The organism is Micromonospora sp. CPCC 205554, from assembly GCF_036902745.1.
GTDB lineage: Bacteria > Actinomycetota > Actinomycetes > Mycobacteriales > Micromonosporaceae > Micromonospora > Micromonospora tulbaghiae.
This window is the reverse complement of sequence record NZ_JBAKHP010000003.1, coordinates 405,764-430,361: the sequence shown is the minus strand read 5'-3', so window position 1 is coordinate 430,361 and position 24,598 is coordinate 405,764. Positions and strand designations below refer to the sequence as shown.

26 protein-coding genes and 1 tRNA gene are annotated in these 24,598 nt (G+C 74.0%); 7 read left to right on the top strand and 20 right to left on the bottom strand.

Features of this window, described 5'->3' with window-relative positions; translation table 11 throughout:
- Nucleotides 1-54 precede the first annotated feature (54 nt).
- On the bottom strand, nucleotides 55-411 hold the full coding sequence (locus V6U82_RS08000; RefSeq protein WP_013474058.1) for a YkvA family protein: 357 nt from the start codon (nucleotides 409-411) through the stop codon (nucleotides 55-57).
- Between the two features lie 140 nt (nucleotides 412-551).
- Between V6U82_RS08000 and V6U82_RS07995 the strand changes: the two genes are divergently transcribed.
- From V6U82_RS07995 to V6U82_RS07980, 4 genes are read left to right on the top strand one after another with little or no spacing between them, the layout of a single operon-like run.
- Nucleotides 552-1,598, top strand: coding sequence for an SGNH/GDSL hydrolase family protein (locus V6U82_RS07995; RefSeq protein ID WP_334460136.1), 1,047 nt, complete (start codon nucleotides 552-554; stop codon nucleotides 1,596-1,598).
- A gap of 22 nt (nucleotides 1,599-1,620) precedes the next feature.
- Nucleotides 1,621-2,433, top strand: a complete 813-nt coding sequence (locus tag V6U82_RS07990; RefSeq protein ID WP_334460135.1) for an SGNH/GDSL hydrolase family protein — start codon at nucleotides 1,621-1,623, stop codon at nucleotides 2,431-2,433.
- Nucleotides 2,434-2,491: 58 nt separating this feature from the next.
- Entirely contained in the window at nucleotides 2,492-3,754 is a 1,263-nt protein-coding gene (locus V6U82_RS07985; protein ID WP_128138121.1) for an acetyl-CoA C-acetyltransferase, read from the top strand.
- Between the two features lie 40 nt (nucleotides 3,755-3,794).
- The gene (locus tag V6U82_RS07980; RefSeq protein WP_334460133.1) at nucleotides 3,795-5,279 is read left to right on the top strand and encodes a CYTH and CHAD domain-containing protein; all 1,485 of its coding nucleotides are present in this window, start codon (nucleotides 3,795-3,797) and stop codon (nucleotides 5,277-5,279) included.
- A gap of 118 nt (nucleotides 5,280-5,397) precedes the next feature.
- On the opposite strand, the gene V6U82_RS07975 is transcribed toward V6U82_RS07980, so the two are convergent.
- From V6U82_RS07975 to V6U82_RS07960, 4 genes are all read right to left on the bottom strand, one after another.
- Nucleotides 5,398-5,718 (bottom strand): hypothetical protein, encoded by a 321-nt coding sequence (locus V6U82_RS07975; RefSeq protein WP_334460132.1) that lies wholly within the window; start codon nucleotides 5,716-5,718, stop codon nucleotides 5,398-5,400.
- 63 nt (nucleotides 5,719-5,781) lie between these two features.
- Nucleotides 5,782-6,540: a Bax inhibitor-1/YccA family protein gene (locus tag V6U82_RS07970; protein WP_334460131.1), complete on the bottom strand. Its 759-nt coding sequence runs from the start codon at nucleotides 6,538-6,540 to the stop codon at nucleotides 5,782-5,784.
- 125 nt (nucleotides 6,541-6,665) lie between these two features.
- Nucleotides 6,666-7,523, bottom strand: a complete 858-nt coding sequence (locus V6U82_RS07965) for a Bax inhibitor-1/YccA family protein (RefSeq protein WP_334460130.1) — start codon at nucleotides 7,521-7,523, stop codon at nucleotides 6,666-6,668.
- 110 nt (nucleotides 7,524-7,633) lie between these two features.
- Nucleotides 7,634-7,714, bottom strand: a tRNA-Leu gene (locus V6U82_RS07960).
- A 90-nt stretch (nucleotides 7,715-7,804) separates the two neighbouring features.
- Between V6U82_RS07960 and V6U82_RS07955 the strand changes: the two genes are divergently transcribed.
- Nucleotides 7,805-9,634 (top strand): hypothetical protein, encoded by a 1,830-nt coding sequence (locus V6U82_RS07955; protein ID WP_334460128.1) that lies wholly within the window; start codon nucleotides 7,805-7,807, stop codon nucleotides 9,632-9,634.
- A gap of 59 nt (nucleotides 9,635-9,693) precedes the next feature.
- On the opposite strand, the gene V6U82_RS07950 is transcribed toward V6U82_RS07955, so the two are convergent.
- From V6U82_RS07950 to eno, 15 genes are all read right to left on the bottom strand, one after another.
- Nucleotides 9,694-11,025 (bottom strand): NAD(P)/FAD-dependent oxidoreductase, encoded by a 1,332-nt coding sequence (locus V6U82_RS07950; RefSeq protein ID WP_128137755.1) that lies wholly within the window; start codon nucleotides 11,023-11,025, stop codon nucleotides 9,694-9,696.
- 103 nt (nucleotides 11,026-11,128) lie between these two features.
- The gene (locus tag V6U82_RS07945) at nucleotides 11,129-11,689 is read right to left on the bottom strand and encodes a hypothetical protein (RefSeq protein WP_128137754.1); all 561 of its coding nucleotides are present in this window, start codon (nucleotides 11,687-11,689) and stop codon (nucleotides 11,129-11,131) included.
- Nucleotides 11,690-11,803: 114 nt separating this feature from the next.
- Complete coding sequence (locus V6U82_RS07940) at nucleotides 11,804-13,165, bottom strand: DUF58 domain-containing protein (protein WP_334460127.1); 1,362 nt, start codon at nucleotides 13,163-13,165, stop codon at nucleotides 11,804-11,806.
- A complete protein-coding gene (locus V6U82_RS07935) occupies nucleotides 13,165-14,163 on the bottom strand; it encodes an AAA family ATPase (protein WP_128137753.1) in 999 nt (332 codons plus the stop codon). Before V6U82_RS07935 ends, V6U82_RS07940 begins: the two co-directional genes overlap by 1 nt.
- The gene (locus V6U82_RS07930; RefSeq protein WP_128137752.1) at nucleotides 14,163-14,747 is read right to left on the bottom strand and encodes a hypothetical protein; all 585 of its coding nucleotides are present in this window, start codon (nucleotides 14,745-14,747) and stop codon (nucleotides 14,163-14,165) included. Before V6U82_RS07930 ends, V6U82_RS07935 begins: the two co-directional genes overlap by 1 nt.
- Nucleotides 14,744-15,475 (bottom strand): DUF4129 domain-containing protein, encoded by a 732-nt coding sequence (locus V6U82_RS07925; RefSeq protein ID WP_334460125.1) that lies wholly within the window; start codon nucleotides 15,473-15,475, stop codon nucleotides 14,744-14,746. Before V6U82_RS07925 ends, V6U82_RS07930 begins: the two co-directional genes overlap by 4 nt.
- A 20-nt stretch (nucleotides 15,476-15,495) precedes the next feature.
- On the bottom strand, nucleotides 15,496-16,209 hold the full coding sequence (locus V6U82_RS07920; RefSeq protein WP_334460323.1) for a uracil-DNA glycosylase: 714 nt from the start codon (nucleotides 16,207-16,209) through the stop codon (nucleotides 15,496-15,498).
- A gap of 19 nt (nucleotides 16,210-16,228) precedes the next feature.
- On the bottom strand, nucleotides 16,229-16,915 hold the full coding sequence (locus tag V6U82_RS07915) for a dienelactone hydrolase family protein (RefSeq protein ID WP_120571597.1): 687 nt from the start codon (nucleotides 16,913-16,915) through the stop codon (nucleotides 16,229-16,231).
- Between the two features lie 235 nt (nucleotides 16,916-17,150).
- Entirely contained in the window at nucleotides 17,151-18,128 is a 978-nt protein-coding gene (locus V6U82_RS07910) for an HAAS signaling domain-containing protein (RefSeq protein WP_334460123.1), read from the bottom strand.
- Nucleotides 18,125-18,457, bottom strand: a complete 333-nt coding sequence (locus V6U82_RS07905) for a PadR family transcriptional regulator (protein ID WP_026268078.1) — start codon at nucleotides 18,455-18,457, stop codon at nucleotides 18,125-18,127. The genes V6U82_RS07910 and V6U82_RS07905 overlap by 4 nt, the downstream gene beginning before the upstream one ends.
- A 243-nt stretch (nucleotides 18,458-18,700) precedes the next feature.
- Nucleotides 18,701-19,630 carry a Ppx/GppA phosphatase family protein gene (locus V6U82_RS07900; RefSeq protein ID WP_334460322.1) on the bottom strand — a complete coding sequence of 310 codons (930 nt, stop codon included), beginning with the start codon at nucleotides 19,628-19,630 and terminating at the stop codon, nucleotides 18,701-18,703.
- 136 nt (nucleotides 19,631-19,766) lie between these two features.
- Entirely contained in the window at nucleotides 19,767-20,276 is a 510-nt protein-coding gene (locus V6U82_RS07895) for an amino-acid N-acetyltransferase (protein ID WP_120571601.1), read from the bottom strand.
- A 1-nt stretch (nucleotide 20,277) separates the two neighbouring features.
- Nucleotides 20,278-20,835 (bottom strand): DUF501 domain-containing protein, encoded by a 558-nt coding sequence (locus V6U82_RS07890; RefSeq protein WP_128138795.1) that lies wholly within the window; start codon nucleotides 20,833-20,835, stop codon nucleotides 20,278-20,280.
- A 23-nt stretch (nucleotides 20,836-20,858) separates the two neighbouring features.
- Nucleotides 20,859-21,494 carry an FtsB family cell division protein gene (locus tag V6U82_RS07885; protein ID WP_334460121.1) on the bottom strand — a complete coding sequence of 212 codons (636 nt, stop codon included), beginning with the start codon at nucleotides 21,492-21,494 and terminating at the stop codon, nucleotides 20,859-20,861.
- A 28-nt stretch (nucleotides 21,495-21,522) separates the two neighbouring features.
- Entirely contained in the window at nucleotides 21,523-22,806 is a 1,284-nt protein-coding gene (gene eno, locus V6U82_RS07880; protein ID WP_128138784.1) for a phosphopyruvate hydratase, read from the bottom strand.
- Between the two features lie 213 nt (nucleotides 22,807-23,019).
- Between eno and V6U82_RS07875 the strand changes: the two genes are divergently transcribed.
- Together V6U82_RS07875 and V6U82_RS07870 are read left to right on the top strand one after the other, a co-directional pair.
- Nucleotides 23,020-23,712, top strand: coding sequence for a hypothetical protein (locus V6U82_RS07875; RefSeq protein WP_334460120.1), 693 nt, complete (start codon nucleotides 23,020-23,022; stop codon nucleotides 23,710-23,712).
- A gap of 125 nt (nucleotides 23,713-23,837) precedes the next feature.
- The gene (locus tag V6U82_RS07870) at nucleotides 23,838-24,593 is read left to right on the top strand and encodes an NAD(+) diphosphatase (protein ID WP_334460119.1); all 756 of its coding nucleotides are present in this window, start codon (nucleotides 23,838-23,840) and stop codon (nucleotides 24,591-24,593) included.
- The last annotated feature ends 5 nt before the right edge of the window (nucleotides 24,594-24,598 follow it).

Here is a 24,598-nt window from a genome sequence, read left to right as displayed (position 1 = left end):
GCCGTCGTTCCGGCGGCCGGTCAGCCCTCAGTTCGCCGACCAGCGTACGTGCCGTCAGGGCACCACATGCCCGGGGATGACGGAGCTGCGACGTGCCTCCCACTCCAGGAACCGCTCGGTCTCGGCGAGCACGCTGCCCGCCAGCCAGGTGACCATGACCGCGTCGTCGGCCAGCCCGAAGATCGCCAGCGGGATCTCCGGCAGCAGGTCGATCGGCGAGACGATGTACGCCGTTGCCCCGGCCATCAGCGCCAGGCGCAGGCCGCCGTCGTACTCGCCCCTGGTGGTCGCGCGGATCATCCGCGGCAGCGCCGCCAGCCGGGCCCCGAGCGACGGCCCGCCCCGGGTGCCCGCCGCCAGCGCCCGGGCCAGCGCGGCGAACGCGGCGCTGCGCTTCAACGTCTTCCCCATGATGTCGCCCCTCTCCGCCCGACATGGTGCGGCCCGGTGGCAAGCCCGCGTCCGCTGCCCCCATCGGTACCCAATTCGGGCACCGCCCAGCCATCCGATCACGGACAGCAGTGGTCGTACCGGCGCGATACTGTCGGTTCATGGGGGACGCTGGTTCCGTCGCGCCGGTCCGCCGGCAGCGCGCCCGGCAGATCGCCCGCCTCGCGGCGATCGGCACGGGCGCCACGGTGGCGGCCACCGCCGCCACCGGCGGGGTGCTGCTCGGCCAGGCCCGGCAGGCCCGCCGCACCATCCCGATGGCCCAGGCCCCGCCGCCGCGCTGCGACGGCGTCTACGGCGCGAGACTGCCCGGTCCGCCGGTCACCATGGTCATCCTGGGCGACTCCTCAGCGGCCGGGTACGGCGTGCACAGGCGCCGGGAGACGCCGGGCTCGCTGCTGGCCACCGGGCTGTCCCGCCGCCTGCACCGCCCGGTCCGGCTGCACCGCTTCGCCGTGGTCGGCGCGCTGTCGTCCGGGCTGAAGCCGCAGGTCGAGTCCGCGCTGGAGGTCGAGCCGGACGTCGCAGTGATCCTGGTCGGCGGCAACGACGTCACCAACCGCACGCCGTTCCCGGTGGCGGTGCGCTACCTGGTCGACGCGGTCCGCACGCTGCGGGCGGCCGGCTGTGAGGTGGTCGTCGGCACCTGTCCCGACCTGGGCACCATCCGGCCGATCCAGCCGCCGCTGCGCTGGCTGGCCCGGCGCTGGAGCCGCCAGCTCGCCGCCTTGCAGACGGTCGCGGTGGTGGAGGCCGGCGGCCGTACCGTCTCGCTGGGCGACATGCTCGGGCCGCGCTTCGCCGCCGAGCCCGGCCGGATGTTCGCCTGGGACCGGTTCCACCCCTCCGCCGAGGGGTACGCGATAGCCGCGGCGGCCTTGCTGCCCACCGTGCTGTCCGCGCTGGGCGCCGCCCCGGAACGCAGGCCTGTCCTGCCCGGCGTGGAAGGCGTACGGTCGCTCCCGGAGGCCGCCCACCAGGCGGCCCGGCACGCCGGCACGGAGGTCAGCGGCGCCCAGCTCCGGGGTCGCGACCGCGGGCCGGGCGGGCGGTGGGCGCAGCTTCGCCGGCGGGCCTTCTTCGGCGTCGGCGCGGTGCCCCCGACCGGCAGCGCCGCCGACTCGGCAACGCTGGAGGGAACGGCATGAGCGAGCGAAGCGGAGTGCTGGCATGAGCGAGCGGAACGAGGTGGCCCGGTGGGGCCGGGCCGCGGCCCTGTCGCTGCTGGCCGGCACGGTGGGCGGCGCGGCGGTCCTCGCCGGCCAGGCCATCGCCGCCCGCACCCGCGTGTACGCCCAGCCCGAGCTGGGTCTGGTGCTGCGCGCGACGGTCGGCCGTGCGGACGCGCCGCCGCTGCGGCTGGTGCTGCTGGGTGACTCGTCGGCGCTCGGCGTGGGGGTCGACCGGTTCGAGGACACCATCGGCGGTCAGCTGGCCAACCTGCTCGCCGAGGGGCCGGCCGGCCGCCGGGTGCAGCTGTCCAGCGTCGGGGTCTCCGGCTCACGCGCCACCGACCTGGCCACCCAGGTGGCCCGGGCGCTGCTCGGCGAGCGGCCGGACGTGGCGGTGGTGCTGATCGGGGCGAACGACGCCACCGCGATGGCCCGGCCGGGTGACGCGGCGGCCTATCTCGGCTCGGCGGTACGCCGGCTGCGGGAGGCGCACGTCGAGGTGGTGGTGGGCACCTGTCCGGACCTCGGCGCGGTACGCGCGGTCGCCGCACCGCTGCGCCAGGTGCTCGGCTGGTCCGGGCGGCGGATGGCGCGGGCCCAGACGGCGGCCGTGCTGGACGCCGGCGGCACCGTTGTCGACCTGGGCACCGAGACCGGTCCGGTGTTCCGCGCGGACGCGGGGACGCTCTGCCACGACGGCTTCCACCCGTCGGCCGACGGCTACCGGGTCTGGGCGCACGCCCTGCTCCCGGCGGTCGAGGCCGCGGCGGCCGTCGCGTTCCGCCACCACCGGCAGCCGCCCACGGGGTGACATTTCCCGCCCGCCTCGCGGCTTCCCGGGCATGTTACTCGCGCGTTAACGTTGGTTCATGCCGATTGAGTCGCCCCGCGACGCCGTCATCGTCGCCACCGCCCGGTCCCCCATCGGCCGCGCGTTCAAGGGTTCCCTCCGCGAGGTCCGCCCGGACGACCTCGCCGCCACCATCGTCCAGGCCGCCCTAGACAAGGTTCCGGCGCTCGATCCCACCACCATCGACGACCTCTACCTCGGGTGCGGTCTGCCCGGCGGTGAGCAGGGCTTCAACATGGCCCGGGTGGTCGCCACCCTGATGGGCCTCGACGGCCTGCCGGGCGCCACGCTGACCCGGTACTGCGCGTCCTCGCTCCAGACCACCCGGATGGCGATGCACGCGATCCGGGCCGGTGAGGGTGACGTGTTCATCTCCGCCGGTGTGGAGATGGTCTCCCGGTACGCCCGGGGCAACTCGGACACGCTGCCGCCGGAGGCGCAGGCCCTCGTCGGCGGCGGCTGGGAGAACCCCCGCTTCGCCGAGGCGCGGGAGCGTTCCGCGGCCCGCGCCCAGGGCGGCGCCGAGGTGTGGACCGACCCGCGCGAGGCCGGGCAGCTCCCCGACATCTACCTCGCCATGGGGCAGACCGCGGAGAACCTGGCCCAGGTGTACGACGTGACCCGCGAGGACATGGACGCGTTCGGCGTCCGCAGCCAGAACCTCGCCGAGAAGGCGATCGCGGACGGGTTCTGGGCCCGCGAGATCACCCCGGTCACCACGCCGGACGGCACCGTCGTCAGCACCGACGACGGCCCGCGTGCCGGGGTGACCCTGGAGGCGGTGGCCGGTCTGAAGCCGGTGTTCCGCCCGGACGGCCGGATCACCGCGGGCAACTGCTGCCCGCTCAACGACGGCGCCGCCGCCGTCGTGATCATGAGCGCCGAGCGCGCGTCCGAGCTGGGGCTCACCCCGCTGGCCCGGATCGTCTCCACCGGCGTCACCGCGCTCTCCCCCGAGATCATGGGCCTGGGTCCGGTCGAGGCGTCGAAGCAGGCGCTCAAGCGGGCCGGCATGACCATCGACGACGTCGACCTGGTCGAGATCAACGAGGCGTTCGCCGCCCAGGTGATCCCCTCGTACCGGCAGCTCGGCATCCCGGAGGAGAAGCTGAACGTCGCCGGTGGCGCGATCGCTGTCGGCCACCCGTTCGGCATGACCGGCGCCCGGATCACCGGCACGCTGCTCAACGCGCTGGAGTGGCACGACAAGACCATCGGCCTGGAGACCATGTGCGTCGGCGGCGGCCAGGGCATGGCTATGGTGCTCGAACGACTGAGCTGAGACCGGTTCGCCGGAGCGCGGGCCGGGTACGGGAGGCCGCATGGCGACCGTCGTGGAACGTGAGCGCAAGTACTCCGGCGACGAGGGTTTCCGGCTGCCCGACCTGAGCGGGTGCGGTGGCGTCGTGACCATGTCCGACGCCACCGTCTCGGATCTGGACGCCGTCTACTGGGACACCGACGACCTGCTCCTGCTGCGCAGCGGGCACGCGCTGCGCCGGCGTACCGGCGGGCACGACGCGGGCTGGCATCTCAAGGTCGGCGCGGTCGGTGGTGCCCGGGTCGAGCACCAGTTCCCGGCCGGGGCGTCCGACGACGACCCGCCGCCCGAGCTGGTCGCGCTGATCCGGGCCGCGTCGCGCGGTCGCCCGGTGGCCCCGGCGGCCCGGGTCGTCAACCGCCGCCGGGAACACCGGCTGCGGGACGCGGACGGCCGGGTGCTGGCCGAGGTGGCCGAGGACGACGTCCGGTCCGAGGATCTGGTGGACGGCACCGCGCGGACCTGGCACGAGATCGAGATCGAACTGGTCGAGGGCGACGAAGGGCTGCTCGACGCGCTCGGTGAGCGGCTGCGCGCGGCCGGCGCCCGCGAGGTGGCGGTCAGCAAGTCGCACCGGGCCGTCGCCGGCCGGATCGAACGCTCCGACGACCGGGAACCGGACGGCCCGGCGGGCCCGGTCCTCGCATACGTCAGGGCACAGCGGGACGCGATCGTCGGCAACCACGCGGCCGCGTACCAGGGCGACGAGGACGCGGTCCACGACATGCGCGTCGCGACCCGCCGGCTGCGGGCGACGTTGCGTACCTTCCGGGGCCTGTGGGACCGCCGGGCGGCCGAGGCGGTCCGGGGCGAGCTGCGCCGCCTCGGCGGGGAGCTGGGCCGGGTCCGCGACACGCAGGTGATGGCCGTCCGGCTCACCGAGGCGGTGCACGAGCTGCCGGACGAGCTGGTGCTCGGCCCGGTGGCCGCGCGGACCGGCGAACGCTTCGCCGCCGAGCTGGCCGAGGCGACCACCGCGCTGCGGTCCGCGCTGGACTCCGACCACTATCCCGAACTGCTGATCCGCCTGGACCGGCTGGCCGACGCCCCGCCCGCCGACGTCGGCCGGCGCTGGGTCGACCGCCGGATCCGCAAGGCGGTACGCCGCGCCGACACCCGGCTGGACCGGGCGCTCGCCGCCACCGGGCCGGACGGGGACACCGCGCTGCACGAGGCGCGCAAGAAGCTCAAGGCCGCCCGCTACGCGGTGGAGGTGCGCGAGCCGGCCGCCGGCAGGCGGGCCGCCCGCCTGGTGAAGCGGTTCAAGGCGCTCCAGGACCTGCTCGGCACCCACCAGGACTCGGTGGTCACCCGGGAGGTGCTGCGGCGGCAGGCGCTCCAGGCGTACGCCGACGGCGAGAACGCGTTCACCTACGGCCTGCTGCACGCGAGGCAGGCCGAGGCCGCCGGCCACGACCGACCGGCGGTCCTGCGGGCACGGGACCGCTCAAGACACCGCAAGGTACGCCGCTGGCTGAAGCCCTGACCCGCGCCCTCCCGCCCCTCACCCGCCCCTCACCCGCCCCTCACCCGGTCGATCATGAAGTTGACGGCGACAAAACGGACGCGGATTACCGCCAACCTCATGATCAACTCAAGGGGGGTTAGAGGGCGGTGCGGGTTCGGGTTACGGCTTCGGCAGCGCCGGCCAGGACCGGGTCCGGGGGCGCGGCGAGGGTCAGGTCGGCGGTCACCACGCGGAGCTGGTCGGGCAGGGCCAGGTCGCTGGGGAGGCGGGGCACCTCGCGGCGCGGCTCACCGGCCGCGTCGGCGGCCAGGTTGGCGATCTCCTGGACCAGCTTGTGCACCAGGTCGGCACGCGACACGTTGCCGCCGTCGGCCTTGGCCGACCAGCGCGGCTGCTGCCAGTGCCCGACCTGTCGGACCAGCAGGGTCACCGCCCGGTCCAGTTCCGCTGCGCTCATCGCCGCCGAGTCTACGGCGACGCCAGGGCGCGGCGCGGCGACCGGCGCGCCCGGCCGGAACCGTCAGCGGCGCACGTAGCTGAGCAGGCGGAGGATCTGCCAGTACAGGAAGATCAGCCCGACCAGCAGGCCGAAGGCGCAGTACCAGGCGTAGCGGCGGGGCAGCCGGTTCGCGGCCGACCGCTCGACCAGGTCGAAGTCGAGGATGAAGCTGAGCGCGCCCGCGATGATCGCCACCACCGAGAACAGGTACGGCAGCCAGCCCACCCGGTCGCTGAGGCTGTAGACGACCACCCCCTGCCGCCCGGTGAACAGGTACGCGAACAGGTTGACCAGGCCGAGCGCCACGATCCCGACGAGCGTGCCGACGACCAGCCGGGCCAGGCGCGGGGTGGCGCGTACCAGCCGGGTCCGGTAGAGCACCGCCATGCCGAGGAAGACGCCGAACGTGCCGACCACCGCCTGCGCCACGATGCCCGGATAGACCATCTCGAAGGCGCGGCTGGCCACCCCGAGCAGCAGCCCCTGGAGCACCGCGTACCCGATGATCACCGGCGGGCTGGTGATCTGCTTCAGCGAGATGACGAGCACCAGGGCCAGGCCGGCCAGCGCGCTCCCGGCGAGCGCGGCGGAGATCCACGCGGCCTGCGGCACCACCACCCACGACACCGCCGCCGTGACGCCGGTGACCAGCAGCAGGCCCACGGTCCGGCTGACCACGTCGGCCACCGTCATCGTGTCGGCGGTACCGACGCCGAGCACCTGCCGCTCGGCGCGGCCGACGTCGTCCAGCCGGTCCAGCACCGGGTTGGCACTGCGCACCGCGACCCCCTCCCGCCCACGTACCCGGATCCCACTCTGCCCCGGGCGGCCCGGCGGGGGCGGGGAAACGGCGACGCCCGCCGCCGCGGATGCGGCAGGCGGGCGTCGTCGGGGAGGGCGTGATGTCAGTCGTCGCCCTGGAAGTAGCTGAGCAGCCGCAGGATCTCGATGTAGAGCCAGACCAGACCGACCACGATGCCGAAGGCAGCCGTCCAGGAGTAGCGCTGCGGGAGGCCCATCCGGACCCCCTCCTCGATGTCGGCGAAGTTGAGCACGAAGCTCAGCGACGCCACCACGATGCAGACCAGGCTGAAGCCGATCGCCAGCGGGCTGCCGTCACGCAGGCCGGTGTTGATGCCGAACAGCGCCAGCACCAGGTTGACCAGCATCACGCCGAACAGGCCGGCCATGATCGCCACCATGATCCGGGCGAACTTCGGGGTGGCCCGGATGATCCGCGCCTTGTAGATCATCGCCATCAGGAAGAAGACGCCGAACGTGGCCACGACCGCCTGGAGCACGATGCCGTCGTAGAGCGACTCGAACGCCTTGCTGACCATGCCGACGAAGACGCCCTCGATGATCGAGTACGCCACGACGAGCGCCGGGTTGGCCATCCGCGAGACCGAGATGATCAGGCCGAGCACCAGGCCGACCACAGCGGCGCCGATCCACGCGACGCCGACGAGCGAGTCCGGCACGAGCACCCAGGCCGCAGCGGCCGAGGCGCCGAGGATGGCGAGCATGAGGACCGTCTTGACGACCACGTCGTCGAGGGTCATCGGGGTCACGGTGGGCGGGGCCACCGGCTGGCCGTAGCCGCCCGGGTAGGGCTGGGCGTAGGGCTGCTGGGGGTACTGCTGCTGGGGGTACTGCTGGGGGTATCCGGGCTGTCCATACGGCCCGGGCTGGGCGTACCCGGCCGCCCGCTCACGCTCTGCCGCCTGGCCGAGCCGGGCGAGCACCGGGTTCGAGGTCTTCACTTCTCAGGCCTCCCTCAGGGGGTCGATCGCACGTAGACGTGCTACTCCAGGGTAGACGTGGGCGCAATCGCGCGTGCTACGGCTAGCTGTGGGAAAGCTGAGAGTTCACGTGCCCGGGGCGGGGGTCGAACCCGCACGCCTTGCGGCAGCCGCTTTTAAGGCGGCCGTGTCTGCCGTTCCACCACCCGGGCGGGTGACACCGGCGCGTCGACACGCGGCGGTGCAGATCTCACCGTAGCGGCTCCGCCGCGACGCGGCGTACCCCGACGGGTGCGGCCGTTATGGTCGAGGCCGTGACCAGCGCCGCCCGCACGGCACCCGGGCCCGATCACGCCCGGGCGGCCCGCCCGGCGGCGCTGACGCGGCGGGTGACGGCCGCCCTCCGGCGGCACCGCGCGGACCTGCTCGTCGGGGTGGCGTTCGTCGCGCTCGCCGGCTGGCTCACCCACGGCCTCTGGCCGGCGCCGGGCACGCGGGTGCTCGCCCTCAACCCGGCCGACCAGACGCTGTACGAGTGGTTCCTGGCGCTGGACGCGCGTGCCCTGCGCGGCGAGCTGAGCCTGGTCACCGGCCGGCTGAACGCGCCGGACGGCGTCAACCTGATGGCGAACACCTCGGTCGTCGCGCTCGGTGTGCTGCTCGCCCCGGTCACCCTGGCGTTCGGGGCGCCTGTGACGTTCGCCCTGCTCGTCGCCGCGAACATGGCCGGTACGGCACTCGCCTGGTACCTGCTGTTCACCCGCGTCCTGCGGGCCCGCCGGCTCGCGGCCGCACTCGGCGCGGCGCTCTGCGGCTTCGGGCCGGGCATGGTCTCGCAGAGCAACGGCCACCTGCACATGACCGCGCAGTGGCTGGTCCCGGTGCTGGTGTGGCTCGTGGTCCGGCTGCTGCGCGCCGCCGACCCGGCCGGTCGCCCGGGCGGCCCGGACCGCCGCCGGACGGCCTCCTCCGCGGTCGGGCTCGCCGCTGTCGTCACCGTGCAGGTCTTCGTCGGCGAGGAGGTGCTCTTCCTCACCGCGCTCACCCTGGCGGTGACCGCCGTCGCGTACGGGCTGGCCGACCGGGACCTGCTGCGCCGGGCCGGTTCCGGCTTCGCCGCCGGGTTGCTCGCCGCCGCGGGGCTGGCGCTGCCGGTGCTGGCGTACCCGCTGTGGGTGCAGTTCGCCGGCCCGCAGGGCGTAGCCGACGGGATGTTCCCGCCCGCCTACTTCTCCGCCGACCTGATCGCCTGGACCCGCCTGTCCGCGCTGTCGGTGTTCGGCAGTCCGGAGGCGGTGCGGCTCACCACCGGCCCGGCCGAGTTCACCACGTTCCTGGGCTGGCCGCTGCTGCTGGTCGCCGTGGGCTGCGCGGTCTGGCTGGGCCGGCGCGCCCCGGTGCCGGCGCTCGTGGCCGCCGCGCTGGTGATGGCCGCGCTCGCGCTCGGCCCGGAGGTGGTGGCCGGTGGTGAGCGGACCGGGATCCCCGGCCCGTACGCGCTGCTGGCCGGGCTGCCGGTGGTGGACGGCGCGCTGCCGACGCGTTTCGCGCTGGCGGTGCTGCCGCTCGCCGGCACCGTGCTCACACTCGCCGTGCACCGGGCGCTCGGCGAGTCCGGCCGGGCCCGGCGGGTCGTCCCGGTCACGGTCGGCGCGGCGCTGCTCAGCGTCTTCCCCACACCGCTGCCCACGATGGACCGGCCGCCGCTGCCCGAGTTCGTCACCGGCGGCCACTGGCGGCAGTGCGTACGCCCCGGCGGGGTGCTGGTGCCGGTGCCCACCGCCACCCCGGAGGAGCCCTGGCCGATGCGCTGGGCCACCGCCACCGGCGTCGCATTCGCCATGCCGGAGGGCTTCTTCATCGGCCCGTACGGCCCGGGCGGCTCGGCCACCATGGGCACCTGGCAGCGGCCCACCTCGGCCCTGCTCGCCGACGTGGCCCGCCGCGGTGTGGCGCCGGCGGTCGGTGACCGGCAACGCCGCCAGGCCGCCCGGGACGTCGAGTTCTGGCACGCCTCGTGCGTCGCGGTGACCGACGGCACGCCGCACGCGGAGACGCTGCGCCGCACCCTGGAGCAGCTCTACGGGCGGCCGGGGGTGCGGCTCGCCGACGCCTGGACCTGGCGGTTCTGACGCCGGTTACGGCGAAAGGCCCCTCCCGCGTACGGGAGGGGCCTTTCGTCCGGCAGGCGTCAGACGCGCGCGGCGACCGGCGGGGCGGACGCCTCGGCGAACTCCTCGCGCGGGTCGTGCAGCTGGCCCAGCGCGACCACCTCACGCTTGAGGAAGAACGCCAGCGTCCAGTCGACAACCACGCGCACCTTGCGGTTGAACGAGGGGATCCGCGACATGTGGTACGTCCGGTGCATGAACCAGGCCGGCCAGCCGGTCATCTTGATGCCGTAGACCTGCGCCACGCCCTTGTGCAGGCCGAGGCTCGCCACGCTGCCGGCGTGCTTGTGCTTGTAGTCGACCGGCTCGCGCCCGCGGATCACGTTCGCGATGTTGTCGGCCATCCGCGCCGCCTGCCGCACGGCGTGCTGGGCGCTCGGGGAGCAGAAGTTGCCCGGCTCCTTGGTCAGGTCCGGCACGGCGGCGCAGTCGCCGGCGCTCCACGCGCCGTCGACCACCCGGTCGCCGTCCACGATCTGCAGCGTCGGCCGGCAGGTGACCCGGCGACGCTCGTCGCGCGGGAAGTCAGTCGCGTCGAGCATCGGCGACGGCTTCACACCGGCGGTCCAGACGATGGTGTCGGACGGGAAGCTGTCGCCGTCGGAGAGCTTCACCACACCGTCGACGCACGACTCCAGCCGGGTGTCCAGGCGGATGTCCATGTCCCGCTTCATCAGCTGCTGCACCGTGTAGGCGCCCATGTCCCGGTCGACCTCGGGCAGCACCCGCTGGGTCGCCTCGACGAGCACCCAGCGCATGTCCTCCGGCTTCAGCTCCGGGTAGTAGCGCAGCGCGTCACGGGCCATGTCCTCCATCTCGGCGAGCGCCTCGATGCCGGCGTAGCCACCGCCGACGAAGACGAACGTCAGCGCGCGGCTGCGGACCGCCGGGTCGGTGGTGGAGGCCGCCACGTCGAGCCGGTCCAGCACGTGGTTGCGCAGGAAGATGGCCTCGCCGATGGTCTTGAACCCGATGCCGTTCTCGTGCAGGCCGGGGATCGGCAGGGTGCGGGAGACCGAACCGGGGGCGACGACCACGTGGTCGTACTGGATCTCCCGGGCCGGGCCGCTGATCGGCTGCACCACGGCGGTCATGCGGTCGTGGTCGATCCGGGTGACGGTGCCCGCCACCACGGTGCACTTGCGCAACTCCCGCCGCAGCGGCACCACGGCGTGCCGAGGGGAGATGTTGCCCGCCGATGCCTCCGGGAGGAACGGCTGGTACGTCATGTGCGGCTGCGGGTCGACGACGATGACCTCGGCCTCACGCCTGCTCAGCTTCTTGGACAGGCGCAGAGCGGCGTACAGGCCCACGTGACCGGCACCCACGACAAGGATCCGCTTCGGGTTCACGTCATCTATCTTTCCCCGGGTGCTTCGGGTAATCCCGCGCGAGACCCCCTTCTGTGACGGAGCACAACCCGTGTGACCTGCGCAACGTCTCCGGAGTGCCGCGTCACCTGCGCCGGAGCAGCCAGCCCAGCAGCGCGCTCAGCCCCACCGCCACCAGCAGTCCCACGACTGTCGCGGCCTGTGAGCCGTCCGTACCGCCCACTCCCCCGAGCCACGCCAGCACCACGCCGAGCACGGCACTGGCGAGCACCACGGCACCCACGCGGCCCAGCCACCGCAGCACCACGTCCGGGTCGATCAGCCCGTCGTAGGGCAGCAGCGCGGCGAGCGCGCACAGCGAGTGCGCCAGGTAGAGCAGCGTCGCCACGGCGAGCAGCCGCCACAGCGCCGGTGGCCGGTCGAAGCCGAGCGTGGCCAGCAGCCAGCCGCCGACGGTCACCAGCGCGGTGAACGTCGGCCAGATCCGGCGCGGCCCGGCCGCCGGCAGCACCGCGGCCACCGTCAGGGCCAGCAGCGAGCGCGCGGTCAGGGCCTGCACCGGGTACGCGAGCAGGAAACCCGCCAGCACGACGAGGAAGATGCCGCCGCGTACGAGCAGCGGCAGCGGGCTGACCCGGGCGGCGGCGTACCGCAGCGCCCGCACCCGCTCCACAACCGCATTCACCGGGCCGGCCTTTCGTTCGCGACTGCGGGACTCCGCTTCGCTGCGTTCCTCGCGCTCACCGGGCTGCCTCTTCGTTCACGACTGCGGGACTCCGCTTCGCTGCGTTCCTCGCGCTCACCGCAACCCCGCCTTCGGGGCGGTCGCCAGCCGGGCCACGTCGCGCAGCACCTCGTCGAGGCTGCCGGCGCCGGCCCAGCGCACAACCGGCACCCCGTGCTCGCGGAGCTGGCCGATCATCGTGTCCCGGTCCAGCCGCCACAGCCGGTACGCGAGCTCGGCCCAGCCCCGCTCCTTCGGCATCGGCAGCTCGGCCGGCAGCGTGTCCACCGCCACCACGAACCGGCCGCCACGGGCCAGCCGGGCCAGCATCTGCGCGGACCGCTCGTCGAGCAGCGGGGTGAGCACCACCACGAGCGCGTCGGAGGAGAGCACCTGCGGGCCGAAGACCTGATCGTACGGTTCGTGCGGGGACGACTCGGCCTGCACGTCGAGCAGCCACTCCAGGACGGTCAGGTACTGCCGCCGCCCGGTGGCCGGACGCAGCCGCCGGGCGGCCGGTCCGTACTCCAGCATCGACACCCGGTCGCCGCGGTGCAGGTAGTGCTCGGCGATCGCGGCGGCGGCCCGCACCGTGGTGTCCAGCACCGACGCGGTCCCGTTCACGCCACCGGAGCGGCCCGCCTCGGCCAGCACGTCCAGCAGCACCACCACCTCGGCGTCCCGGTCCGAGAGCGTCGCCGCGACGTGCAGTTGACGGGCCCGCAGCGACACCCGCCAGTCGATCCGGCGCAGCCGGTCGCCGGGCGCGAACACGCGTACACCGGCCAGCTCGCCGCCCTCGCCCGGCCGCCGCGAGCGGTGCGCGCCGACCAGCCCGGCGGCCCGGGGCATCGCCTCGACCGCGTCGAACGGCTCGGTACGCGGATAGACCCGGGCCCGGATCGGCTCGGTGATCACCGCGCGGGAGACCAGCAGCCCGTCGGCGGCGGCGACCCGCACCCCGGCCGGGCCGATCGGGTGCCGTCCCCACCGCAGTGCGGTGCCGGTCAGTTCCAGGTCGACGGCGCTGCCCCGGGGTACGGAGGTGACGAACGGGCGGTCCGCGCCGCCGGAGCGGCTCACGTCCAGTCCCGCGCCGCCGAAGCCGACCTGCTCCACCCGGAGCCAGCGCGACATCCGGGTCCGGACCACCGCCAGGTCGTACCCGACCAGGTCGGGGTTGGCTACCGCGACGGTTGCGGCCAGCGGCGAGCCCTCGACCAGGTGGGTGTCCCCGACACCGAGTTCCAGCTCGGGCAGCGCGGCGGGGCGGCGGCGCAGCGCGTACGCGGTCCCGAGCGCGAACGGTGTGGCGAGCACCACCAGGTCGATACGGCCGAGCAGGACGGCGGCGACGAGCAGCACGCCGGTGAGCAGCACGGCCCGGCCGAGCGCCCAGGTGGGCGCCCAGCCGCTCGCCGCGTCGGCCCGGTCCATCAGCGTCCGGCGGCGTAGCTGGGCAGCGCGCCGCTGGCCGGGGCGGGCGTCGAGTCCAGCACCTCGCCGACCACGAACGACGGGTCGACCCGGCGCAGCCACATCTCCGGCCGCAGCGTGATCCGGTGCGCCAGCGCGGGCGCCGCCACCGCCTTGACGTCCTCCGGAACGACGTAGTCCCGGTTGGCGAGCACCGCCCGCACCCGGGACAGCAGCAGCAGCGCCAGCGAGCCGCGCGGCGACGCGCCGACCAGCACCGACGGGTGCTCCCGGGTGGCCGCGGTGAGCGCCACGATGTACCGGCCGACCGAGTCCTCGACCACCACGTCCTCCAGCGCGGCCTGCATGGCGCGCAGCGTGGCGGCGTCCACCACCGGCTTGATCTCCGCCTCCTCGCGGCGGCGGGCGATCCGGCGGCGCAGCACGTCCCACTCCTCGTCGTGGGTGGGGTAGCCGAACGACACCCGCAGCAGGAACCGGTCGAGCTGCGCCTCCGGCAGCGGGTACGTGCCCTCGTACTCGATCGGGTTGGCGGTGGCGAGCACGTGGAACGGCTCGTCCAGCCGGTAGGTCACGCCCTCCACCGACACCTGCTTCTCCTGCATCGCCTCCAGCAGCGCCGACTGGGTCTTCGGCGGCGTCCGGTTGATCTCGTCGGCGAGCAGCAGGTTCGTGAACACCGGCCCGGCCCGGAAGGCGAAGTCGCCGCTGCTCTGGTCGTAGAGGAACGAGCCGGTCACGTCGGCGGGCAGCAGGTCCGGCGTGAACTGGAGCCGCCGGAAGTCCAGCCCGAGCGCCTGCGCGAAGGAGCGCGCGGTGAGCGTCTTGCCCAGGCCGGGCAGATCCTCCAGCAGCACGTGACCACCGGCGAGGATGCCGGCCAGCACCAGCTCCAGCGCGTCCCGCTTGCCGACCACGACGGTGCCGACCGCGTCCAGGACGGTCCGGGCGAGCCGGCCCACCTCGGCGGGGGGCATGCTCCGGTCCACGTCGTTCATCAGATCTTCTCCAGTTCGGCGACGATCGCCGCGAGGTCGCGCGGCGACGGAGGGCGGCGGACGGGGGTGGCGAGAAACGTCCACAGTGGTTCGCCGAGCACCGCCCGGGCGCGGGCCGGGTCGGACTCACGGGTGACGCCGTGGCGCTGGCGCAGCCGTTCGTCGGCCAGCTCGCCGAGGCGGGGCAGGATGCGCTCGGTGAACCGCTCCCGGTTGCCGGCGCACCAGTCCAGCGGGCGCTCCCAGCCGTTGATCGCGGTACGCAGCGCGTCCCGCGCGGACCAGTTCCAGGTGCCCGGCTCCTCACCGGCGGGCGCCCGGGCACCGGCGCGGGGCGGTGGCGGGGGTGACAGCGCCGTGGTGACCCGGCGTACGGCGAGCACGGCGAGTACCCCGGCCACGATGATCCAGATCGGCACCTTCAGGCCCACCGCGCGCAGCCCGACCACGACCACCACGACGACGGCGGCGGTGACCGCGGCGGTCCGCAGCAGCAGGCGCGCCCGCCCGTCGCCCGAGGGCCGCACGTCCTCCCCGGCGGGCTCCTCGCCGAACGAGAGCAGGTCGTCGATGCTGGTGCTCACGACGGCTCCCCCGCCAGGCTGGTCAGCTCGCCGCGCAGCCGCCGCAACGCGGCGCGGGCCTGATCCCGGGTGCGCTCGTCGACCGGGTGCGTGGCGTACCGGGCCTCCCGGTAGACGTGCGCGAAACCGTCGAGCACGTCGGCGCTGGCGATCGCCGGGATGCCGGCCTCCGGGTCGCCGCGCAGCAGCCGGGCGACCAGGTCGGTCGGGGTGTCGCCGGTGTGCCGGGGCACGCCCGCGTCCTCGGCGGCCTCCTCCAGGCGTACCCAGCAGGCGATCACGGCGGTCCGCGGGTCGGTGGAGCGGTCGTCCAGTTCGACGAGTCCGGCGTCGAGCGCGGCCACCACCTCGCGGGCGGTCCCCTCGGCGGTACGCCTGGTGCGCCGCACCGGCACCGCCCGGGTCGTGCGCCGCAGCGCGCCCCGGACCACGTTCCACAGGACGTACCCGACGGCGCCCAGCACCGCCGCGAACAGCAACGCCACGGCGGCGGTGGCCAGCCAGTCGGGCACACCGCCCGACGTGGACTCACCCACGTCGCGGGGTTCCACCGGGTACGACGGCACCGCCTCGGGCGACGGGTACTCCGGCACGTACGGGATGGTGTCGGCGGCGGGCGGGATCCGGCTGGCCCCGATGGCGGAGTGACCGGCGGCGAACGCGGCGAGCGCGAGCAGCACCGTCACCGCGGCGACCGGCCACCACCTGCGCAGTACGCCGAAATCCATCCCACCGCCCCAGGTGCTCCTCAGTCCACCCCGGCCAGGTGCTTCGCCCGGGTGAACACGTCGTCCAGCATCGCCGGTGTGAGCCGTCCGGTGAACGTGTTCTGCTGGCTGACGTGATAGCAGCCCAGCAACGCCGGCACCGACTCGCCGGACCAGTGTGCCCCATGACCGAACACCGGCCGCGGCGTGGGCGGTCGCTGCCCGTACACCTGGCGCAGCACCGGCCACCACGCGGCCCACGCGAAGGCACCCAGCGCGACCACGACGCGCAGCGTGGGCCGGATCAACTCGACCTCGCGGTGCAGCCACGGCGCGCAGGTGTCCCGCTCGCCCGGGGTGGGTTTGTTGTCCGGCGGCGCGCACCGCACGGCCGCGAAGATGCGGGTGTCGCGCAGCGTCAGGCCGTCGTCGGCGGAGACGCTCGTCGGCTGGTTGGCCAGCCCGGCGCGGTGCAGCGCGGCGAACAGGACGTCACCGGACCGGTCCCCGGTGAAGATCCGGCCGGTGCGGTTGCCGCCGTGCGCCGCCGGTGCCAGGCCGAGGACGGCGATGCGAGCGTCCTGCGGACCGAGGCCGGGCACCGGCCGTCCCCAGTAGTCCTGGTCGCGGAACGCGGCCCGCTTGACCCGGGCGACCTCCTCCCGCCACGCCACCAGGCGCGGGCAGGCGAAGCAGTCGCTGACCGCGCCGTCGAGGTCGGCCAGGTCGGCCGCCCGCGCGGCGCGGGCGGCCACGTCCTGCGGGGTACGCGACTCAGCCAAGCTTCGCCCGGAACAGTTCCAGCGTGCGGGCCCAGGCGGTCGCGGCGGCCCGCTGGTCGAAGTGCTCCGGCCGGTCCTCGTTGAAGAACGCGTGCGCGGTGCCCGGGTAGTCGAACGTCTGGCAGGTGCCACCGGCGGACTCGATGGACCGGCGTACGCTCTGCACCCCGTCGGCGGCGGACAGGCCGTCCGCCTCGGAGCAGTGGATGAGCGCTGCCTTCCCCGCGTAGTCGGCCCAGTCGGTGGCCATGCCCTCCCAGGGCAGACGCGGGTAGAACCCGGCGGTGGCCACGATGCGCTCGGAGAACGTGCCGGACCACAGTGCCAGGCTGGCGCCCGCGCAGAACCCGGCGCAGCCCACCTTGCCGGCGACCTCCGACCGGCTCGCCAGGTATTCGGCGGCGGCCGCGATGTCGCTCGCCGCCTCGTCCATCTGGGAGCTGTTCAGCATCAGTCGCGGCTCGGTCGGCTTCACGGCCGGCCCGCCGTGCCGGAAGTCGGGCGCGAGGGCGACGAAGCCGGCCTCGGCGAAGCGGTCGACCACGGCCCGGACGTGGGGCACCAGTCCCCACCAGTCCTGGATGACGATGACCGCCGGGCTGGCCGCACCGCCGGAGGGTATCGCGAGATACCCCTCGCTCGTCCCCCCGTTGCCGGTGAAGCTCACCATCTCGCCCATGGGCCCGTCCTCCTAGCGGTCAGTCATCATTGGCTGGTCGCCCAGTTGGCTGCTACGTGCCGGTAGCGTGCCACGCGGTCACCGGCCCGGGGAAGACGGAACAACAGTGGCATTCACCTCCTGTCGACCTCACAGACGACCGACGGGCGTCCCGTGGCGCAGCCCAGCGAGATCTTGGAGGATTCCGGCCCCTGTCGGGGCCGCTTCCTACCAAGATCTCGCAGGGTCGCCGCGCTCAGGGAGTCGACGTGGGTTGCGCGGAAGCGCTGGGGGTGGACGCAGAGGGCGCGGCGGGCGTCGGGGGCGCGGATGGCGTGACGCTGTCCGTGGGCGCGGGTGCGGGCGGGGCGATCGACGGCGAGGCCGGCGGGCCGAACGGGGCCAACTCCGGGCAGTACGGATAGGCGTTGCGGGGTGCGGGCACCGCGCCGGACGGGTCCAGGCAGTTCGGCCAGCCGAGCCGGATCGGCACGCCGTTCTGGTCGAAGAGCTGCGCGTCGCGGATCAGCCGCCCCTGCTGGTCGTAGACGAAGACGTCCTCGATGCGCTCGTACCGCCGGTCCACCGACGTCTGCTCGTAGCCGCTGTAGACGTCGGAGCTGGCGTTGCGGTCGACGTCCACGAGCACCGCGAAGCCGAACAGCAGCAGCACGGCCGTACCCAGCAGGTGCAGGCGGCGCGGCCAACCGGTGAAGCCCGCGGAACGGCGGCCGAGCCACAGCGACGCGACCACCGCGCCGATGAGCAGCAGCAGCCCGGCCGACGCGTTGTCGTTCGGCCGGGGCAGCAGACCGGGCCGGTCACCGTCCACCATGACGCTGACCAGCAGCGCGGCCAGCCAGCCGCGGAGCAGCCACCAGGCCGGGCGCAGCGGACGCAGGAAGTCGCTCACCGTCTCGTGCCCGAGCAGCGGGCCGAGCTGGCGGTCCAGCAGTCGCACCTGCGTGGCCGCCTGAGCCCGCGCCTCGGCCAGGCGGTGGAAGCGCGCCGGTCGCCGCCCCTCCTCGGCGCCGGCGGCGGCGCGCAGCTCGGCCGCGTACGCCTCGGGGGTGCCCAGCCGGCCCACGAGCGCGCCCTCACCCTCGGCGGCCACCTCGGCGAGGTGTTCCGCCAGGTCCTCGGTCAGCTCGTCGCGGACCTCCGGCGGCAGGTCGGCGAGCGCCGCGCGCACCCGGTCGACGTAGTCCGTGATCTCCTGCCCAGTGACGGTCATGCCGCCATCCCCCGATCGTCGAGCAGTGCGTCCATGGTGGTGGCGAACGAGCGCCAGGTCTTGCCGGAGCGGGTGAGCTGGTCACGCCCGGCGGCGTTCAGCGAGTAGTACTTGCGGTGCGGCCCGGACTCGCTCGGCACCACGTAGGTGGTGAGCAGACCCGCGGCGAACAGCCGGCGCAGCGTGCCGTAGACCGAGGCGTCGCCCACCTCGGCGAGGCCGGCCTCGCGCAGCCGCCGCAGGATGTCGTAGCCGTATCCGTCCTCGTCCTTGAGCACGGCGAGCACCGCCAGGTCGAGCACGCCCTTGAGGAGCTGCGTGGTATCCACGCTCAGCACACTAGTGCGCATTGCGTACTACCGTCAACGACACAGCACCTGTGCGAGCGGTCCACCCGATGAAACGGTCGAACAGGTAGGCCGGATTCGGGTTGGTGCGCAGCAGGCCGGCGACGGCCGACCCAGCGGCGGGCTGACGCCCGGCCCACCTCGTCGACCAAGGAGTTGGCGTCCTCACGGACGCCCCGACCAGGCACAAACTCCTTGATCACCGCCGCGAGAAGCGGCCAGAGGCTAGGCGAGACTCCAGGCGATGCCGTCGAGGATGTCGTGCTCGGAGGCGACCACCGAGGGCATACCGGCCCGCTCCATGATCACTCGCAGCACCAGCGCGCCCGCGCCGATCACGTCGGCCCGTCCCGGGTGCATCACCGGGTACGCCAGCCGCTGCTCGCTGCTCTTGCCGAGCAGGTCGGCGGTCACCTCGGCCACCTGCTCGTACGAGATCCGGGCGTGGTGGATGCGGCTCGGGTCGTACTCCCGGAGCCCTTCCGCCAGGGCGACCACTGTGGTGACCGAACCGGCGAGCCCGACCAGCGTGGCGGCCTCGCGGCCGGGCACGGCGGCGAGCGCGCGGTCGACGGCCGCGGCGATGTCGGCCTCGGCGGCGGCGATCTGCGCCGGGGTCGGCGGGTCGCCGTGCAGGTGCCGTTCGGTCATCCGGACGCAGCCGATGTCCACCGAGATCGCGCCCCGCACGCCGTCGGCGCGGGTGCCGACGACGAACTCGGTCGAGCCGCCGCCGATGTCGACCACCAGGTACGGCGGTTCGGCGTCGACGGGCAGGCCGCGCACCGCGCCGGTGAACGACAGCCGTGCCTCCTCGTCGCCGGTCACCACCTCGGGCGGCACGCCGAGCGTGCGCTCGACCATGGCGCGGAAGTCGGCGGCGTTGGAGGCGTCGCGGGAGGCCGAGGTGGCGCACATGCGTACCCGCTCGACGCCGGACTTCTCGATCTCCGCCGCGTAGTCGGCGAGCGCCACCCGGGTCCGCTCGATCGCCTCCGGGGCGAGCATGCCGGTCTGGTCGACGCCCTGCCCCAGCCGGACGATCTCCATCCGCCGGCTGACGTCCACCAGCGGCGCCGTCTCCCCGGCCGACGCCTCCGGCAGGTCGGCGATCAGCAGTCGGATCGAGTTGGTCCCGCAGTCGATGGCGGCCACACGCGCACTCACGGCGCCCACCCTACGGCAGCCCGCCCCCACCCCCCGCGCGATCATGAGGTTGGCGGCGACAAACCGGACGCCGGACGCCGCCAACCTCATGATCGACGAGGCAGGGCAGGCAGGGCAGGCAGGGTCAGAGGCGCAGCAGCATTCGGGTGTTGCCCAGGGTGTTGGGCTTGACCCGTTCCAGGTCCAGGAACTCCGCGACGCCCTCGTCGTACGAGCGCAGGAGCTGCTCGTAGACGGGCTGCGGGACGGGTGCGCCGTCGATCTCGCGGAAGCCGAACGAGCCGAAGAAGCCGGTCTCGAACGTGAGCACGAAGATCCGGGCGATGCCCAGCTCCCGCGCCGCGTCGATCAGCTCACCGACGATCCGGTGCCCGATCCGGTGACCCCGGCAGGACGGGTCGACCGCCACCGTGCGGATCTCGGCCAGGTCCTCCCACATGACGTGCAGCGCGCCGCAGCCGACCACCGTGCCGTCCGACGTCACCGCGACCCGGAACTCCTGCACGTCCTCGTACAGCGTCACGGTCGCCTTGCTGAGCAGCCGCCGGTCGTCGGTGTAGGTGTCCACCAGCCGCCGGATCCCGCGTACGTCGGTGGTGCGGGCCCGGCGGACCGTGATCTCGTCGGCGCTCATCTCACTCCGCCGCGGGCACGTCCACGCAGGGCCCGGCCGCCCACCACTTCTCGACCAGCGCCAGCGTCTCGTCGCCGAACGGGTTGACCCCCGGCCCGGCCGCGAGCGCGTGCCCGAGGTGTACGTGCAGGCACTTCACCCGCCCCGGCATGCCACCGGCCGAGATGCCCGCGATCTCCGGCACCTCCCCGATCGCCTCCCGGCGGGTCAGGTAGTCCTCGTGCGCCGCCCGGTACCGCGCCGCCAGCTCCGGATCCTCGGCCAGCCGCTCGGCCATCTCCTTCATCAGCCCGGCCGACTCCAGCCGGCTGCACGCCGCGGTGGCGCGCGGGCAGGTCAGGTAGAACAGCGTCGGGAACGGCGTGCCGTCGGCCAGCCGGGGCGTCGTCTCCACCACGTCGGGCAGGCCGCACGGGCACCGGTGGGCCACCGCGCGGGTGCCGCGAGGTGGGCGTCCGAGCTGCGCGGCCACCGCGGCCAGGTCGGCCTCGGTGGCCGGCTGGCGTTCCGGCGGGGGTACGGAGTCCGCCGCCGGCTCCTGCGGTGGTACGACGCTCAAGGAAGTGCCTCTCGAATCAAAGCTCACTTGTCGGGGCGCTCGGCGTTGGCCGCCCGCACGCTCCCCCACAGGGTGTCGTACCAGGGCTCGGGCGGCTTCGGCGCCCCCGGCTTCGCGTCCTTGCCGGCGTCCTTCGCGGCGCCCTCCGGGTCGGAGAGCACCACGAGCAGCGTCTCGCCCGGCTTGCCCATGAAGAACCGCTCCCGGGCCTGCGTCTTGACGTACTCCGGGTCCTTCCACTTGGCCGCCTCGGCGGTGAGCCGGTCGATCTCGGCCCGCTGGGCGGCCTGCGCGGCCTCCATCCGCTCGATGTCGGCCTGCTGGTCCAGGTAGACCCGGACCGGATAGGTGTACGCCAGGGCGAGCGCGATCAGCACCGCGAACAGCACTGTGGCGCGCCCGGTGAAGCGCCGGGGTTGGGGTGCGGTGAGCCGCTTGACCGGGCCACCGGCGGCGGTACGCCGGGCCGCGGCGGGGCGGCTCGCGGAGCGTACGCCGTCGGTGGCACGAGACGCGCCGGGTGACCGGCCGGCGGCGCGCGCCTCCGCGCGGACACCGTTGTCGCGTGCCGTGGACCGGACCCGGGCGCCGCCCGCCCGGCCGGGCTGACCCGGCCGACGGGCGGGCCGCTGGCCACCCGGTGTGCGGCGCTGCTGCATCGTCACACCCCTCCCCCGGAGCGCTCGCTCAGGCCGAACGGTAGCGCGGGAAGGCGCCCGCGCCGGCGTACCGCGCCGCGTCGGCCAGCTCCTCCTCGATCCGCAGGAGCTGGTTGTACTTGGCCACCCGGTCCGAGCGGGCCGGCGCGCCGGTCTTGATCTGCCCGCAGCCGGTGGCGACGGCCAGGTCGGCGATGGTGGTGTCCTCGGTCTCGCCGGAGCGGTGGCTCATCATGCACTTGAAGCCGGCCCGGTGGGCCAGGTCGACGGCGTCGAGCGTCTCGGTGAGCGAGCCGATCTGGTTGACCTTGACGAGCACCGCGTTGGCGGCCCGCTCGGCGATGCCCCGGGCGATGCGCTGCGGGTTGGTCACGAACAGGTCGTCGCCGACGATCTGGATGCGGTCGCCGAGCGCGGCGGTGAGGGTGGCCCAGCCGCTCCAGTCGTCCTCGGCCAGCGGGTCCTCGATCGACACGATCGGGTAGTCGCCGGCGAGCTTGGTGTAGTAGTTGCTCATCTCCTCGGCGCTCTTGGCGCTGCCCTCGAACGTGTAGGTGCCGTTGTCGAAGAACTCGGTGGCGGCCACGTCGAGCGCGAAGACGATGTCGGTGCCGAGCCGGTAGCCGGCCTTCTCGACCGCCTCGGCGATCAGGTCCAGCGCGGCGGCGTTGGTGGGCAGGTTCGGGGCGAAGCCGCCCTCGTCACCCAGGCCGGTCGACAGGTCCTTCTTCTTCAGCACCGACTTCAGCGCGTGGTAGACCTCGGCGCCCGAGCGCAGCGCGTCCCGGAACGTCGGCGCGCCGATCGGCGCGATCATGAACTCCTGGATGTCGACGTTCGAGTCGGCGTGCGCGCCGCCGTTGAGGATGTTCATCATCGGCACCGGGAGCAGGTGCGCGTTCGGGCCGCCCAGATAGCGGAACAGGCTCAGCTCGGCGCTGCCGGCGGCGGCCTTGGCCACGGCCAGGGAGACGCCGAGGATGGCGTTCGCGCCCAGCTCGCCCTTGTTGTCCGAGCCGTCGATGTCGATCATCTTCTGGTCGATCAGCCGCTGCTCGCTGGCCTCGTAGCCGATGAGCTGGTCGACGATCCGGTCCTCGATGTTCGCGACCGCCTTCTCGACACCCTTGCCCAGGTAGCGATCCTTGTCACCGTCGCGCAGCTCGACCGCCTCGAAGGCGCCGGTGGAGGCGCCGGACGGCACCGCGGCGCGGGCGATCGTGCCGTCGTCGAGCCCGACCTCGACCTCGACCGTCGGGTTGCCCCGCGAGTCCAGGATCTCCCGGGCGACGATTCCCTCGATGGTTGCCACTGAGTCGCTCCTCGTTTGTGTGGTTCCGGTCCGGTATGGGCCGCGACGGTGCGGCTGAGGCAGGTGTTGAACGCAGCGTATCGGTCCCCGCTCTGCCGCACCCCGCTCGGGGCGGCCCCCGAGGCGCTTGCTGAGACGGACATTCCCGGATTACCGGTCGTCAACCGGCAACCGGTTTGCGAGACGTTGCGTCGATCGACAAGGCTGGGCATCATGCCTGCCGCCTCGACGACTCTCCGCGTGCTCGCCGCCTCGGTCATCGCGTCGCTCTCGGTCACCGGCTGTCAGGCCCTGGACGACGCGAACGTCGCGCTCGGTCGCGCCGACCTGGTCAACGACCTCGCCGCGCGGATGGACCGGGCGCTGGAGCAGACCTGGGCCGCCGACTACCAGATCGACGGCGGCCGGACCGCCTCGATCGCGCAGACCAAGAAGCCGCTGCGGTCCACGTACACCTGGCCCGGCGGCAAGATCACGGTGACCCAGGAGTCGGTGACCCGGTGCGCCAGCACCGCCGCCCGTACGTCCTGCACCGTCTCGCCGCCCGTGCTCACCGCCGGGAAGCCGTCGGTGATCGTCTACGACGAGGCGCGCAAGCAGGGCCTGGTCACGCCGCCCGCGGTGATCCGGCTGCTCACCGACGCGGCGCTGGCGCCGGAGGCGGCCATCGAGCAGAGCGACACCACGCTCGCCGGCCGCCACGCCACCTGCGTCGACGTCACCCACGACGGGGAGCGCTTCAACGCCTGCGTGACGAACGAGGGCGTGCTGGCCAGCTTCTCCGGCACACTCGACGGCAAACCCGCCGAGGTGACGCTGAGCCGCTACACCGAGAGCGTCGAGGCCGCCGCATTCGCGGTGCTGGACGGCGCCGGCGTGGTGGACCGCCGCCCGTCCACATCGTGACCCAGCCCGGCGGTTCCGCGTCCGGCGCCGGGACTCGGGCCGTTGTCGCTCGCCCGTCGGGCCCCGGATTCCTGCCCGCAGCCGATCACGGGCGGCCGCCGCGGCCCGACGACCTGGCGTTGCCGGTGGCCGGCCGGAAGCTGCTGACCGGCCCGGACGAGCAGCCGCTGCGGGTCGGCGCGCTGCCCGGCGACCTCGCCTGGACCCCGGTCGGCACGCTCGACGGCATCCCGGCCTGGGCGGCCGAGGTGACCGATCCGGAGTCGCTGCCCGGCCGCTGGCGGAGCTGGCGGGGCCTCGCCGCCGAACTGCCCGCACCCCGCGCCGACCTGGCCGGGCGGGCGCTCGCCGTGGTCACCTGGCGGCGTACCCACAGGTGGTGCGGCGCGTGCCGGGCCGCGCTGGCCGACGTGCCGGGCGAGACCGCGCGGCGCTGCCCGGAGTGCGGCCTCACCGTCTTCCTGCCGCTGTCGGTCGCGGTGCTGACCGCGATCACCCGCCCCGGCCCGGCCGGTGGCCCCGGCGAACTGCTGCTGGTCCGCCACGCCCAGGGGCCGACCGAGTTGTGGGCGCTCGTCGCCGGATTCGTCGAGGCCGGCGAGTCGCTGGAGGCGGCGGTGCACCGCGAGGTCGCCGAGGAGGTCGGCCTGACGCTGCGGCGACCGGTGTACGTGGACAGCCAGCCGTGGGCGCTGTCCGGACCGGGCACGCTGCTCGCCGGTTTCACCGCCGAGGTGACCGGCCCGGCCACCGAACCGGTTGTCGACGGCACCGAGCTGACCGAGGCGCGATGGTTCCCAGTGGACGCGCTGCCCACCGAGCTGCCGCCCGCGTACTCCCTGTCGCGCTGGCTGATCGACGCGGTCGCCGCCCGGCGGTGACCGCA

Excerpts from the sequence above, each read along its gene's own strand:
- V6U82_RS08000 (WP_013474058.1), bottom strand. The coding sequence starts at position 411 with ATGGGGAAGACGTTGAAGCGCAGCGCCGCGTTCGCCGCGCTGGCCCGG.
- V6U82_RS07995 (WP_334460136.1), top strand. The coding sequence starts at position 552 with ATGGGGGACGCTGGTTCCGTCGCGCCGGTCCGCCGGCAGCGCGCCCGG.
- V6U82_RS07990 (WP_334460135.1), top strand. The coding sequence starts at position 1,621 with ATGAGCGAGCGGAACGAGGTGGCCCGGTGGGGCCGGGCCGCGGCCCTG.
- V6U82_RS07985 (WP_128138121.1), top strand. The coding sequence starts at position 2,492 with ATGCCGATTGAGTCGCCCCGCGACGCCGTCATCGTCGCCACCGCCCGG.
- V6U82_RS07980 (WP_334460133.1), top strand. The coding sequence starts at position 3,795 with ATGGCGACCGTCGTGGAACGTGAGCGCAAGTACTCCGGCGACGAGGGT.
- V6U82_RS07975 (WP_334460132.1), bottom strand. The coding sequence starts at position 5,718 with ATGAGCGCAGCGGAACTGGACCGGGCGGTGACCCTGCTGGTCCGACAG.
- V6U82_RS07955 (WP_334460128.1), top strand. The coding sequence starts at position 7,805 with ATGGTCGAGGCCGTGACCAGCGCCGCCCGCACGGCACCCGGGCCCGAT.
- V6U82_RS07940 (WP_334460127.1), bottom strand. The coding sequence starts at position 13,165 with ATGGACCGGGCCGACGCGGCGAGCGGCTGGGCGCCCACCTGGGCGCTC.
- V6U82_RS07935 (WP_128137753.1), bottom strand. The coding sequence starts at position 14,163 with ATGAACGACGTGGACCGGAGCATGCCCCCCGCCGAGGTGGGCCGGCTC.
- V6U82_RS07925 (WP_334460125.1), bottom strand. The coding sequence starts at position 15,475 with ATGGATTTCGGCGTACTGCGCAGGTGGTGGCCGGTCGCCGCGGTGACG.
- V6U82_RS07915 (WP_120571597.1), bottom strand. The coding sequence starts at position 16,915 with ATGGGCGAGATGGTGAGCTTCACCGGCAACGGGGGGACGAGCGAGGGG.
- V6U82_RS07910 (WP_334460123.1), bottom strand. The coding sequence starts at position 18,128 with ATGACCGTCACTGGGCAGGAGATCACGGACTACGTCGACCGGGTGCGC.
- V6U82_RS07895 (WP_120571601.1), bottom strand. The coding sequence starts at position 20,276 with ATGAGCGCCGACGAGATCACGGTCCGCCGGGCCCGCACCACCGACGTA.
- V6U82_RS07885 (WP_334460121.1), bottom strand. The coding sequence starts at position 21,494 with ATGCAGCAGCGCCGCACACCGGGTGGCCAGCGGCCCGCCCGTCGGCCG.
- V6U82_RS07875 (WP_334460120.1), top strand. The coding sequence starts at position 23,020 with ATGCCTGCCGCCTCGACGACTCTCCGCGTGCTCGCCGCCTCGGTCATC.